The sequence below is a fragment of the Flavobacterium algoritolerans genome, from assembly GCF_030010385.1.
GTDB lineage: Bacteria > Bacteroidota > Bacteroidia > Flavobacteriales > Flavobacteriaceae > Flavobacterium > Flavobacterium algoritolerans.
This window is the reverse complement of sequence record NZ_JASCRZ010000001.1, coordinates 304,922-317,335: the sequence shown is the minus strand read 5'-3', so window position 1 is coordinate 317,335 and position 12,414 is coordinate 304,922. Positions and strand designations below refer to the sequence as shown.

At 33.5% G+C, this 12,414-nt stretch carries 12 protein-coding genes and 2 tRNA genes; 7 read left to right on the top strand and 7 right to left on the bottom strand.

The window, feature by feature from the left end; genetic code table 11:
- The first annotated feature begins 71 nt into the window (after positions 1-71).
- Positions 72-1,124 carry an NAD(P)/FAD-dependent oxidoreductase gene (locus QLS65_RS01335; protein ID WP_282714736.1) on the top strand — a complete coding sequence of 351 codons (1,053 nt, stop codon included), beginning with the start codon at positions 72-74 and terminating at the stop codon, positions 1,122-1,124.
- 2 nt (positions 1,125-1,126) lie between these two features.
- On the opposite strand, the gene QLS65_RS01330 is transcribed toward QLS65_RS01335, so the two are convergent.
- Positions 1,127-1,510 carry a DUF983 domain-containing protein gene (locus QLS65_RS01330; protein WP_282710653.1) on the bottom strand — a complete coding sequence of 128 codons (384 nt, stop codon included), beginning with the start codon at positions 1,508-1,510 and terminating at the stop codon, positions 1,127-1,129.
- Positions 1,511-1,583: 73 nt separating this feature from the next.
- On the opposite strand from QLS65_RS01330, the gene QLS65_RS01325 reads away from it, so the two are divergent.
- On the top strand, positions 1,584-3,491 hold the full coding sequence (locus QLS65_RS01325; RefSeq protein WP_099714474.1) for an ABC transporter ATP-binding protein: 1,908 nt from the start codon (positions 1,584-1,586) through the stop codon (positions 3,489-3,491).
- A gap of 32 nt (positions 3,492-3,523) precedes the next feature.
- On the opposite strand, the gene QLS65_RS01320 is transcribed toward QLS65_RS01325, so the two are convergent.
- Positions 3,524-4,492 carry an App1 family protein phosphatidate phosphatase gene (locus tag QLS65_RS01320; RefSeq protein WP_099714475.1) on the bottom strand — a complete coding sequence of 323 codons (969 nt, stop codon included), beginning with the start codon at positions 4,490-4,492 and terminating at the stop codon, positions 3,524-3,526.
- A 64-nt stretch (positions 4,493-4,556) separates the two neighbouring features.
- Between QLS65_RS01320 and QLS65_RS01315 the strand changes: the two genes are divergently transcribed.
- The gene (locus QLS65_RS01315) at positions 4,557-5,447 is read left to right on the top strand and encodes a diacylglycerol/lipid kinase family protein (RefSeq protein WP_282714733.1); all 891 of its coding nucleotides are present in this window, start codon (positions 4,557-4,559) and stop codon (positions 5,445-5,447) included.
- Here QLS65_RS01315 and QLS65_RS01310 read toward each other — a convergent pair.
- Positions 5,440-6,588 carry an 8-amino-7-oxononanoate synthase gene (locus QLS65_RS01310; protein ID WP_282715742.1) on the bottom strand — a complete coding sequence of 383 codons (1,149 nt, stop codon included), beginning with the start codon at positions 6,586-6,588 and terminating at the stop codon, positions 5,440-5,442. The genes QLS65_RS01315 and QLS65_RS01310 overlap by 8 nt on opposite strands.
- A gap of 98 nt (positions 6,589-6,686) precedes the next feature.
- Here QLS65_RS01310 and QLS65_RS01305 point away from each other — a divergent pair, with 98 nt between their 5' ends.
- Positions 6,687-6,965, top strand: a complete 279-nt coding sequence (locus QLS65_RS01305; RefSeq protein ID WP_282710650.1) for a 4a-hydroxytetrahydrobiopterin dehydratase — start codon at positions 6,687-6,689, stop codon at positions 6,963-6,965.
- A gap of 59 nt (positions 6,966-7,024) precedes the next feature.
- Here the strand turns inward: QLS65_RS01305 and QLS65_RS01300 are convergent, their stop codons facing one another.
- The gene (locus tag QLS65_RS01300) at positions 7,025-7,507 is read right to left on the bottom strand and encodes a DUF1761 domain-containing protein (RefSeq protein WP_282714732.1); all 483 of its coding nucleotides are present in this window, start codon (positions 7,505-7,507) and stop codon (positions 7,025-7,027) included.
- A gap of 182 nt (positions 7,508-7,689) precedes the next feature.
- Here QLS65_RS01300 and QLS65_RS01295 point away from each other — a divergent pair, with 182 nt between their 5' ends.
- Positions 7,690-8,544 (top strand): leucine-rich repeat domain-containing protein, encoded by an 855-nt coding sequence (locus tag QLS65_RS01295; RefSeq protein ID WP_282714730.1) that lies wholly within the window; start codon positions 7,690-7,692, stop codon positions 8,542-8,544.
- Positions 8,545-8,765: 221 nt separating this feature from the next.
- On the opposite strand, the gene QLS65_RS01290 is transcribed toward QLS65_RS01295, so the two are convergent.
- The 3 genes from QLS65_RS01290 to QLS65_RS01280 all read right to left on the bottom strand — a co-directional run bounded on the left by QLS65_RS01290 (position 8,766) and on the right by QLS65_RS01280 (position 9,895).
- Complete coding sequence (locus QLS65_RS01290) at positions 8,766-9,476, bottom strand: endonuclease/exonuclease/phosphatase family protein (RefSeq protein WP_282714728.1); 711 nt, start codon at positions 9,474-9,476, stop codon at positions 8,766-8,768.
- A 241-nt stretch (positions 9,477-9,717) separates the two neighbouring features.
- Positions 9,718-9,790: transfer RNA gene (locus QLS65_RS01285), tRNA-Met, on the bottom strand.
- 32 nt (positions 9,791-9,822) lie between these two features.
- Positions 9,823-9,895 (bottom strand) — tRNA-Met (locus tag QLS65_RS01280).
- Positions 9,896-10,012: 117 nt separating this feature from the next.
- Here QLS65_RS01280 and era point away from each other — a divergent pair.
- Both era and der read left to right on the top strand, forming a co-directional pair.
- On the top strand, positions 10,013-10,894 hold the full coding sequence (era, locus tag QLS65_RS01275) for a GTPase Era (RefSeq protein WP_282714726.1): 882 nt from the start codon (positions 10,013-10,015) through the stop codon (positions 10,892-10,894).
- Between the two features lie 160 nt (positions 10,895-11,054).
- Positions 11,055-12,365: a ribosome biogenesis GTPase Der gene (der, locus tag QLS65_RS01270; RefSeq protein ID WP_099714481.1), complete on the top strand. Its 1,311-nt coding sequence runs from the start codon at positions 11,055-11,057 to the stop codon at positions 12,363-12,365.
- The last annotated feature ends 49 nt before the right edge of the window (positions 12,366-12,414 follow it).

Here is a 12,414-nt window from a genome sequence, read left to right as displayed (position 1 = left end):
TTACTATAATGGTAAGAGTTTTTTTGTTTTAATGTGTTTACTTTGCACTTATTTAAAAGGTATAATTTCAAATGATTGATTATTTAATTATAGGTTCTGGTTTAGCGGGTATTTCATTCGCAGAGATTGCTTTGCGGAATGATAAATCTATTTTAGTATTGGATAATAATTCTCAAAATTCATCTAAAATTGCTGGAGGTTTGTATAATCCTGTTATTTTAAAACGTTTTAGCGAGGTGTGGCAGGCTCAAGAGCAATTAGTTTTAATGAATGAATTTTATACTATTTTAGAAGAAAAACTAAATTGTAAGGTTGATTTCAAAAGTCCTATTTTAAGAAAATTCTTTTCCGTTGAAGAACAGAATAATTGGTTTGCCGCTTCGGATAAAGTTGCACTTGCTCCTTTTTTGTCAACAGAGTTGATTTCTAAAAAGTACATAGGAATTGATTCTCCTTATGGTTATGGCGAAGTTTTACAAACGGGCTATGTAGACACCGCTTTGCTTTTAAATAAATACAGAGAGTATCTAAAGCATAACAATTTGTTTCAAGAAGAATCTTTTAATTATGATGCTTTAATAATTAATTCTGACGGTATTCAATATAAAAATATTCACGCCAAACATATCATTTTTGCGGAAGGTTTTGGAATGCATGCCAATCCTTATTTTAATCAGTTGCCTTTAGACGGGACCAAAGGAGAGCTTTTTATTATTAAAGCACCTGAGTTAGATTTAGATGTAATTGTGAATACGAGTGTGTTTATTTTGCCACTTGGGAATGATTTATTCAAAGTTGGCGCAACATATAATTGGAAAGATAAAACGGATTTGCCTACTGAGGAAGGAAAAACAGAATTAGTAGATAGAATAAAGGAAATTATTACGTGTGATTTTGAAATTGTCGAGCATTTTGCTGGCGTTCGACCAACGGTGAAGGACAGAAGACCATTAGTGGGAACGCATAGAAATTATGAATCCATACATATTCTAAATGGTTTGGGAACCAGAGGCGTTATGCTGGGACCGGCAATGGCAAAAGCATTATTTGAAAATATAGAACATCAAGTTCCACTAAATAAGGAAATTGACATTAAAAGATTTCTGCCTAAAGGGCAACAGTAATATTATTTTCGGTTCGTTTTTGGATCATACGAAACAAACATATTGATGTATATGTTTCTAGACCAGCGCAAGACAAATGGGAATAAGACAATAAGTGATGCAATTATAGCAATAAAAGCCACTTTTAGGCTGGAGCCAAAGATTACAAATGAGATTAAAAAAGCTGCTATTCCAACAGCGACATTCAATCCATAACTGACATACATTGCGCCATAAAAAAAGGAAGGTTCAATTTGATATTTTAAACCACAATGGCTGCAATTTTCGTGCATTTTCAAGATTTTATTGAAATGTAACGGATTTTTGTCCAAATACATACTCTCATTCTGACATTTAGGACAAGTTCCTGTTAAAATGCTATATAATTTGGATCCTTTTTTTAACATTTGCAAAAAATTTAATTTTTCCTTTCTTAGAGTTACAAATTTACACATTCGAAAAGGAATAAAATAACAATACATGCTTAATATACACAATTTATCCGTTTCGTTTGGTGGTACTTATTTGTTTGAAGAAGTTACCTTTCGATTGGGTGCCGGAGACCGTGTGGGTCTTGTAGGGAAGAACGGAGCGGGAAAATCTACCATGCTTAAAATGTTGGCTAAAGATTTTGCTCCTGATTCAGGTGTTATTTCTCAAGAGAAAGATCTTCGTATGGGATTCTTGCGTCAGGATATTGATTTTGAACAAGGAAGAACAGTTTTGGAAGAAGCATACGAAGCTTTTACAGAGATTAAAATTGTAGAGAAAAAACTCGAAGAGATTAATCACTTGTTAGTTACAAGAACGGATTATGAAAGTGATGAATACAGTCAAATCATAGAAGACTTATCTGATTATACCCATCGTTTTGATTTATTGGGCGGTTATAATTATGTTGGAGATACGGAGAAAATTTTACTTGGTTTAGGATTTAAAAGAGACGTATTTGATAATCAAACCGAAACTTTTTCGGGTGGTTGGAGAATGCGTATTGAATTGGCCAAATTATTATTGCAGGCCAATGATGTTTTGTTGCTGGATGAGCCTACGAATCACTTGGATATAGAAAGTATCATCTGGTTAGAAAGTTTCCTTCGAAATTATCCTGGAGTTGTGGTGATTGTTTCGCACGATAAAATGTTTTTGGATAATGTTACGAACAGAACGATCGAAATTTCCCTAGGAAAAGCATATGATTTTAATAAACCATATTCTCAATATTTAGAATTGCGTCATGAGATTCGGGAGAAGCAATTAGCAACGCAAAAAAACCAAGCCAAAAAGATTGAAGAAACGGAAAAATTAATTGAAAAATTCCGCGCCAAAGCTTCTAAAGCCTCGATGGCACAATCGTTAATCAAAAAATTAGATAAAGTAGAACGTATCGAAGTTGATGAAGATGACAACTCGGTGATGAATATTACTTTTCCAGTTTCAAAAGAACCGGGAAGAGTTGTAATTGAAGCCGAAAACGTGACTAAAAGTTACGGTGATAAAACGATTTTGAAAGATATCAGTTTGTTAGTGGAGCGTGGAAGTAAAATTGCATTCGTTGGACAAAACGGACAAGGAAAATCGACTTTCATTAAAGCTATAGTTGACGAATTCGAGTATAAAGGAAATATCAAGTTAGGACATAATGTACAGCTGGGTTATTTTGCGCAAAATCAAGCCGAATATCTGGATGGCGAAATCACTTTGTTGCAAACCATGGAAGATGCAGCTGCAGATACAAACCGAATGAAAGTACGCGATATGCTGGGTTCTTTCTTGTTTCGTGGTGATGATGTGGAAAAAAAGGTAAAAGTCCTTTCTGGAGGAGAAAGAAACCGTTTAGCGCTATGTAAATTGCTTTTGCAACCAATCAATGTTTTGCTGATGGATGAGCCTACGAATCACTTGGATATTAAATCTAAGAATGTTTTGAAAGCCGCACTTCAAAAATTTGGTGGAACTCTATTGCTGGTTTCTCACGATAGGGATTTCTTGCAGGGAATGTCAAATTTGGTTTATGAATTCAAAGACCAAAAAATAAAAGAATATTTAGGCGATATCAACTATTTCTTAGAGCAACGCAATATGGAAAATATGCGTGAAGTGGAGAAAAAAGATGCCCAAAAAGCAGCTGCACCTAAAGAAAGCAACAAAGCTTCTTATGAAGATCAGAAAAAAGGGAAAGCGTTACAGAATAAGTTGAGCAAGGTGGAGAGTCAAATCAAACAATTAGAAAAGGACATTCAGCAAGATGATAAAATGCTCGCTTCTAATTATGATAAACACATTGAAGACGCTAAATTTTTCACAGCATACAATAAGAAAAAAGCAGAGTTGGACAAACTTCTCTCTGATTGGGAAATAGTTCAGGAAGAAATAGATAATTTATAAAAATAGAGAGTTCCAATTTTGGAACTCTTTTTTTATGCAATAATCCCAATCATTTTAGAGTGTGCAATGGCTTCGCTGCTATTCTGAAAATAACAAACAGAAACTTTCAAGGTTTCTAAATTTTTCAAAACCGCAGTTACTTTTTCTTTTTTGCTTGTTCCGGTTTGTCTAATATAAACGGCTTTTACGGTTACTGGAAAAATTTTACAAATGGCCTCGTATAGAAATGGATCGTGTTGCGAATCATCTCCAAGAAGTACATATTCTAAATTGGGGTAAAATTCTAAAATGTGTTTTATTTTGTCAAACTTATGATTGTGATTGCCTCTGCCGGTCAAGAAAAAATCAGTGAGACTTGTTTTAATATCCTTCAATAATAAAACTGCTTTCGGGAGCTGATGAATTTCGGTGAATTTTGTGATAAAACGATACAAATTCCATTCGCTGCTGGAAACATAGAAAAAAGCATTGAATTCCTCTTTGTTTTCCCTTCCTGCGGTGCTTAACGCCTGATAATGAGTCACAACATCTTCATAGATTTTTCTCTTGTTTACGTTTTTAAATAATAAAACATATAATTTTTTCAAAGGATTCAGCGTGTGCGAAACTAAAAAAGTGTCGTCAATGTCAGATATGATTCCTAAATTTCCTTTGTGGGGACGTATGTAGCTGTCTCGGGTTGTTATGGATTCATTTTTGTAAACTATACTTACTTCATAATCAATCCATCCATAATTAGTGTTTTGGTCTAATGGAACACAGAATTTAAAATAACCGTCGATTAATGTTTTGGTATGAATTTTGGCATTGTTGTGTTCTAAGTATACATCGGCGTTTGCCTGTGTTTTTATTTGAAACATTTTAATTACCGAAGTAGCGTTTTTCAGATTCTTTTTTTGAAAATTATACTCTTGAATTGTTGTTGGCTTAAAAACATGCCCCATCACAATCAATTCCTGTTCATTAGCATAGCCGCGATATAATTTTAAAATTGGTTTCATTTATTGTAGTACTTTTGAGTGTTGTTGAAATTAATTGTTTTTAATCAATAAAAGAAGAAAAAGTTTGAAAAATAATATTATGCTGGTTGTAAATCCAATCTCTGGTGATGTTGATAAATCAGAGTTGATTGATGCGACAACAATTTTTGCAGGAAACGAGAATTTAAATCTTGTAATTTATAATACTTCGGGAGCCTCTGATATTGAGAATATAAAAGTGCTCTATGAAACCTATAATCCGGAACGAATTATTGTTGCCGGTGGTGATGGAACAATAAAAATAGTTGCTGAAGCTATGGAAAACCATGACGTTATTATTGGGATTATACCGGCTGGTTCTGCCAATGGTTTAGCTGTAGATTTAAATTTGCCATCCACAATCGAAGAAAACTTAGAAATTGCATTTCATAACGACTACATGGAAATAGATATGATTTCTATCAATGGGAAAAAAAGTATCCATTTGAGCGACTTAGGCGTAAATGCAGAAATGATTAAGAACTATGAAAATAGTAGTATTCGAGGAAAATGGGGATACGCAATACAAACAGTTACCACTTTGATTGATTTAGACGATCCTTTTACTGCAACAATAACAGGCGATTTTGAAACAATTAAATGTACAGCAAGAATGATTGTGATTGCGAATTCTCAAAAATATGGTACAGGAGTTTCTATCAATCCTAATGGCGTTATGGATGATGGAAAGTTTGAATTAGTTATTTTGAAAAATTTAGATTTGGTAGTACTTGGGAAAATTATTTCAGGGAATATGCCTTTAGATTCAGAAGATGTTGAAATAATTTCTACAGATAAAGCAATGGTTAGGACAAATGTTCCAGTTAGTTTTCAAATTGATGGGGAATATTGCGGTACCGAGACAAATCTGAATATTGAAATTTTACCCAAACAAATGAAAGTAGCTATTCCGAATTTAATCAGCGGGATTATTTAAAAGGGTTTCGTTCCTGCCAATTGGTTTCAGGTTCGAGATATCTAAATATTTTAGGCATATACGAATTGACTATTTGATTGCTATGGGCTATAAATCCATACATTTTTATAGGTTTTGCGCCAACAGAACTTTTAATTTCCAATGCCGTTCTTGCAAACACAATTTCCTTAAAGCCTTTATTGATGGAATATGCGATCATATCATACAGCATATTCAAATACAGCATTTTTTCGCGTTGTATACTTTCGTCATACCCAAGAAAATAAGTGTCCATTACAGCACCATTTTTTATTAAAGTATTAAATCCAATTAATTTTTCATCAATAAAATAGCCATAAAAAAGAAACTTGTCTTTAAAGATTTCTTTGAAAACTCTAAAGTGGTTTTTAGGCAGAAAAAAAGTATTGAAAGGCGCATTTTTGGCAACATGAAGATACAAGTCATAAATAGTATCTTCCAGAGCAATGATATCCTCCAAATGCATTTTTCTTTTCTCAATAACGGTTGCTTTTTTTCGGGCTCGTTTGTATTGATCTCTGTATTTTTTTGAAAGTGAGTCAATGTAATCTTGTTCAGATTTCCAGTTTTCATTGATGTGAAAAACCATATTCGGTTGTGTCGAAAACTGATAATCATTTTCGAATTCCGGAATGCCAAAGTTCGTAATGTCTTCTTTGTGAAAATCTTTATAGGTGGTAATATGAATCTTTTTACCTTTGGACTGAAACATTTTTTTCAATGCTGTTGTTGCTGATCTCAGGGTTTGCAACGCTTTCTTTTTATCAATAGACTCTGATAACGCAAAAGAATTTTGCCCGGTCAGCATGTTGTTTCCAATTACAAGAACATGAGAGCCGAAATTTCTGAAAACTAAATTTCGAACAGTAGTTTTAATGCATTTGTCTCGATCTCCAAAAGATTCCAGTAGGTTTAAATCTAAAAATTGAGAGAGAGCAATCCCTACTAAAGTTTCATTTTCGAATAGTCCAATAAAATGACACACCATATTTTCTGGAGATGATTTCTCTAAAATCTCCAAGTATTTTTTGGATAAAAAAATGGTTGAAACAGCTAAGTCGTCCCAGTTTGAAGGAAGTTGCGCTGTCTCACTATAAATTTTAAAAGAATAAGGTGTAGTCAAAATTGAAGAGTAATTTTTTTTCAAAATTAGTTAATAAAGTTAAAGTATTTCTCAATGTCTCGAAATTAACTAACTTTATATAAATTAAAAAGTACATTATGGAAACCTATTCAGCAGAGACAATTCAACCAGAGTTAAAGGCGCTTAAAGATTGGCAGTTTGATAATAATGGAATTGAGAAAAAATTTGCTTTTTCAAACTTTACTCAAGCATTAGGTTTTATAGTGCAAGTAGGAGTTATGGCCGAGAAAAGAAATCACCATCCGGAATTATTCAATGTGTATAATAAAGTCACAATCAGGCTGACAACACATGATGCAAGCGGAGTTACCGATAAGGATTTAGATTTAGCCAAAGCTATTGAGGGAATCCAATAAAAAAAATAAATTTCGTCTTGAAGAATGCCAAGACGAAATTTATTTTATTTTTTTGGAAATTATTTCCAGGCACAAATAATTCCTCCCATAATCATAAAGCATACGATCCAAAAACCACCTGTTACCAGAGTGTATTTGAAGCTTCTTCCTTCGTATAATGCATTAGTTCCTATAACTGGTAATACTAAAAATAGTCCAGTCATAAAACCATGTAAAGCTCCGTGCTTGAAAGTTCTGAATGCCATTCCGTAATCTGCCATAAAAGCCTCGTAAGAAGGTTTTGCGATACTTGGATCTCCTCCCACCATTCCTAATGCGCCAAATTGGTGTATTGTCAGCATTTGTATTATAAAGCTTATGAAAAAGGCGTACAGTAATGATAGTCCAAATGTCAAGAGCATATTTCCTCCTTTCATTTTTTCTTCGGTCATACCGGATTCTTTCATCCAAATGGTTCCAAAAACTTTTGGATTGTACCAAACAAATCCTACTACAAGTGTAGATAACGCAGCAACAAAAAGTGCCAGAAAATTGATTTCCATAAAATTGGTTTTAAAGATTAATAAATCAAATTTAACAAATTAATATTTAATTAAGAAAATTGAATATCTTTGTAAGATATAACTCTATAAAAATTACAAAACAGTGTAGTTCATCGATTTTATTTGCTGATTGGCTTCGTAGTGTGTAGTTTTATGTGTATTAAAGAAATAAATCTAACGTTATGAGAAATATAACTACTCTATTTTTAACCCTTTTGTTTTCATTTTCAATGTTTGCAGATGTGTCTCAATCTGAGAAAGATGCGTTAGTAAAACTGTATCAATCTACAAATGGAGATCAGTGGAAAGTAAAATGGGATTTAGCATCGCCTATTTCTACTTGGCATGGTGTTACGTTGCAAGACGATAAAGTGATTTCTATTGCCTTGGACAATAACAATTTGATTGGTGAAATTCCTGAAGAAATTTTAAACTTAGTAAGTTTACAAAAATTGGATTTACACAAAAATCAAATATCAGGAATAATTCCTTCTTCAATAGGGAAATTAAAAGAAATGAAAGTATTGAATCTTTCTTTCAATAGACTATCAGGAACAATTCCTTCTTCTATTTGTGAAATGAGTAATTTGAAAGATTTAGAATTGTATATGAATGCCATTTCAGGAGAATTACCAACGCAAATAGGAGCTTTGAATCAATTAGAAACACTTTCGTTATTCAATAATGAAATAGTAGGGCAAATTCCGACCTCATTATATGAAATAAAAACGCTAAAAACATTGCTTTTAAACAGTAATAAACTTTCAGGAGGATTAAGTAGTGAAGTAGTAAACATGACATCACTTGAAAATCTTAGTTTGTTTGATAATAAAATGATTGGGCAGATACCTTTCGAGCTTGAGAAATTAGATAAATTGAAAGAAATGAATATTTCTTACAATATGTTTAATGGATTAACATCTAGAAATTTAGCGGTTTTGGACACGTTGAATATGACAATGATAAATGATAAGGGAGTAGCGGTTTTATTAGAAGTGAGTACTGGTAAAAATACAGCTATCGCTTCTGAAGATTAATTTAGAAATAGTAAAGAGTTTGCACTACTCTTTGATATTGCATATTTAGTTGTTTTAATAAACTTAGTTTGTCTAAACCTGTGAAGCTTGCTTCACAGGTTTTTTTTGTTTAGATTGTTTTGACATGTAATCTTTCAATTTTCGACTTTGAAGGAAATATGATGCGAAATGATAATTCCAATAGATCACACTTTAACTCAAAACATCTGTTATTTCTATTGTCATATTTCAAATGACACAGTTACAGGTTTGTGGTCGCTATATTTAGTCCAATTTTCATATTCTCCTATTTTCACACTTTTAATTTTGTCAATTAGATTTTTGGATGCAAAGCAAAAGTCAATGTGATATGGTCTGTCAATTTTCCGGTGCATAAATAGAGTTGAAGCTATTTCTTTTCCTTGTGTCTGACTATGGAAACTATGATAGGCGCTATAGATATTCTTATTTTTTAAAAAGTTAACAAGGTTAGTATGGTTGTAAATTCTTTTTGGCTTGTCCCAAATTGAACTACTGTTAAAATCCCCCGCAAGAATTACATTTTCATTATTCAACAAGTCGCTATAAAAATGAACTGCGTTCCAAATTTGTTCTGTATAGCAATCGTGATTTTGGGGTTTTTGAGCCCATATCGCAAAAATAGTTAACTCAATTTCATTGTTGCTTACGGATAAGGGTAGTACATATTTAAATTCAGGATTGTGAATACTTAAAAGTTTAATCTTAAAGTCTGAATACGAAAATATTCCAAGTCCTTTGTTTTGATTTTTTCCAAACCAAAATAAATCTGTTGGCTTAGCTATATCATTTTTGAAAATTAATTTGTCCGGATGTTCACATTCAGGCACAATTAGAATGTCTGGCTGTTCTTTCAGAATAAACTCCGCTTTTTTTCGAAAAGCCATATTACAATTCCAGCTTATTATTTTCATTTTGATAGTAGTCGTTGTGTCCTCCGTTGCAGTTAAAGGTGACTTTTATATATGTGTGACTTTGTTACAAAAAGCAATCTCTATATAGTTAGTTTAGTGTGGTAGAATGCTACTTCTGTTTTAAACAAATATAGGTGTAATCGTACTAACTATAATTAATTGTAGTATGGTTGTTGTTGATGCTATTGCATCCTCAAGTTTATTCCATAAAAAAACTCCAGATTTCTCTGAAGCTTTCTAGTAGCGGGAACAGGACTCGAACCTGTGACCTTCGGGTTATGAGCCCGACGAGCTGCCTACTGCTCTATCCCGCGATGTGCGTTTGTAATTTCAATAAAATTCTTAGTAGCGGGAACAGGACTCGAACCTGTGACCTTCGGGTTATGAGCCCGACGAGCTGCCTACTGCTCTATCCCGCGTTGTTTCGGGTGCAAATGTACGACGAATTTCTGTATTTCCAACGAAAATTTTAAAAAATGTTTTATTTCGTCTATTGACTTGATATGACTACCTTTGCGGAATAAATTATAATAGAAATGTCACATAAAGCAGGTTTTGTAAACATCATCGGGAATCCAAATGTTGGTAAATCAACACTTATGAATGCCTTTGTTGGAGAAAGATTATCAATAATCACATCAAAAGCACAAACAACACGTCATAGAATTCTGGGAATTGTAAATGGAGAAGATTTTCAAATGATCTTATCAGATACACCTGGAATCATCAAACCCGCATACGAAATGCAGGAATCAATGATGAATTTTGTGAAGTCAGCTTTCGAAGATGCTGATGTGCTGATTTATATGGTGGAAATTGGAGAACAAGAGTTGAAAGACGAAGCGTTTTTTAATAAAATTATCCATGCCAAAATCCCTGTTTTATTATTATTGAATAAAATTGACAATTCAAATCAGGTGCAACTGGAAGAACAAGTGGCTTTCTGGACTGCCAAAGTTCCTAATGCTGAAATTTTTCCAATATCGGCTTTACAGAATTTTAATGTACCGGAAGTTTTTGGAAGAATCATTGAATTGTTGCCGGAATCACCTGCTTATTACCCAAAAGATCAATTGACAGATAAACCGGAGCGTTTTTTTGTGAATGAAACCATCCGTGAGAAAATCTTGTTGAATTACAGCAAAGAAATCCCATACGCAGTAGAAATTGTTACCGAAGAGTTTTTTGAGGATGAAAACATCATTAGAATCCGTTCTTTGATTATGGTGGAGCGCGATACCCAAAAAGGAATCATCATCGGGCATAAAGGTGCCGCTTTGAAAAAAGTAGGAATGGAAGCCCGTGTCGATTTAGAGAAATTCTTTGGTAAACAAATCCATATTGAATTGGTGGTGAAAGTGAATAAAAACTGGAAAAGCAATACAAATATGTTAAAACGATTCGGATACAATCAATAATATAATTTGGGCGTGACCACAAGGGTCAGGCTATACGTTACAATCTTTGTTGCAAAAAGAATTGCAACAAAGGATTTTCACTACTATCCTTCACGCAAAAAACGGATAGCTTAGATTACAAAATAATAGAGTACCTTTGCAAAATATTTGAATTTATATTATGAATAACATTGTTGCGATAGTAGGAAGACCTAATGTAGGGAAATCAACCCTTTTTAATAGGCTGATACAAAGAAGAGAAGCTATTGTAGATTCAGTATCTGGGGTGACCCGAGATAGAAACTATGGTAAAAGCGAGTGGAACGGAAAAGAGTTTTCTGTAATTGATACAGGTGGTTACGTACGTGGGTCGGATGATGTTTTTGAAGGCGAAATTCGTAAACAAGTGGAACTTGCCATTGATGAAGCAGATGTTATCATTTTTGTAGTTGATGTTGAAGAAGGCATTACTCCAATGGATGATGCTGTTGCGAGATTGTTGCGTAAAGTAACAAAACCGGTTTTACTTGCTGTAAATAAGGTGGATAATGCGATGCGTGAGAAAGATGCGGTAGAGTTTTACAACCTTGGTTTAGGAGAATATTATACGTTTGCCAGTATTTCAGGAAGTGGAACAGGAGATTTATTGGATGCATTGATTGATGCTTTTCCAGTGAAACCAGAACCAACGCAAGAAGAAGTTGCATTACCTCGTTTTGCAGTTGTAGGTCGTCCTAATGCTGGAAAATCAAGTTTTATCAATGCCTTAATTGGTAAAGACCGATATATTGTTACTGATATTGCGGGAACAACCCGTGACTCTATCGATACAAAATTTGACCGTTTTGGTTTCGAATTCAACTTAGTGGATACTGCGGGAATCCGTCGTAAAGCAAAAGTAAAGGAAGATTTAGAGTTTTACTCGGTAATGCGTTCCGTTCGTGCGATTGAGCATGCTGACATTTGTATTTTGATTATTGATGCTACTCGTGGTTTTGAAGGTCAGGATCAAAGTATTTTTTGGTTAGCTGAGAAAAACCGTAAAGGTGTTGTCATCTTAGTGAACAAATGGGATTTAGTAGAGAAAGAAACGATGTCAACTCGTGATTATGAAGCTAAAATCAGAGAAGAATTAATGCCATTTACGGATGTGCCTATTCTTTTTGTTTCGGCTTTGACAAAACAACGTTTGTTGAAAGCTTTGGAAGCTACAGTAAAAGTTTTCGAAAATAGACAACAACGTATTGCTACTTCAAAATTCAACGAATTTATGTTGAAAGTGATTGAAGCATACCCACCACCAGCTACAAAAGGGAAATATGTAAAAATTAAATATTGCATGCAGTTGCCAACACCAACACCACAATTTGTTTTTTTTGCCAATATGCCACAATATGTAAAAGAACCTTACAAACGTTATCTGGAAAATAAAATTAGAGAAAACTGGGACTTTTCAGGAGTGCCAATCGATATTTATATCAGAGAGAAATAGTTTTTATTTCTAAATTAAAATAGAAAGTTTATTGAGTTTGCAAAAGCTC

Excerpts from the sequence above, each read along its gene's own strand:
- QLS65_RS01290 (WP_282714728.1), bottom strand. The coding sequence starts at position 9,476 with ATGAAAATAATAAGCTGGAATTGTAATATGGCTTTTCGAAAAAAAGCG.
- era (WP_282714726.1), top strand. The coding sequence starts at position 10,013 with ATGTCACATAAAGCAGGTTTTGTAAACATCATCGGGAATCCAAATGTT.
- QLS65_RS01320 (WP_099714475.1), bottom strand. The coding sequence starts at position 4,492 with ATGAAACCAATTTTAAAATTATATCGCGGCTATGCTAATGAACAGGAA.
- QLS65_RS01295 (WP_282714730.1), top strand. The coding sequence starts at position 7,690 with ATGAGAAATATAACTACTCTATTTTTAACCCTTTTGTTTTCATTTTCA.
- QLS65_RS01300 (WP_282714732.1), bottom strand. The coding sequence starts at position 7,507 with ATGGAAATCAATTTTCTGGCACTTTTTGTTGCTGCGTTATCTACACTT.
- QLS65_RS01325 (WP_099714474.1), top strand. The coding sequence starts at position 1,584 with ATGCTTAATATACACAATTTATCCGTTTCGTTTGGTGGTACTTATTTG.
- QLS65_RS01335 (WP_282714736.1), top strand. The coding sequence starts at position 72 with ATGATTGATTATTTAATTATAGGTTCTGGTTTAGCGGGTATTTCATTC.
- QLS65_RS01305 (WP_282710650.1), top strand. The coding sequence starts at position 6,687 with ATGGAAACCTATTCAGCAGAGACAATTCAACCAGAGTTAAAGGCGCTT.
- QLS65_RS01330 (WP_282710653.1), bottom strand. The coding sequence starts at position 1,510 with ATGTTAAAAAAAGGATCCAAATTATATAGCATTTTAACAGGAACTTGT.
- der (WP_099714481.1), top strand. The coding sequence starts at position 11,055 with ATGAATAACATTGTTGCGATAGTAGGAAGACCTAATGTAGGGAAATCA.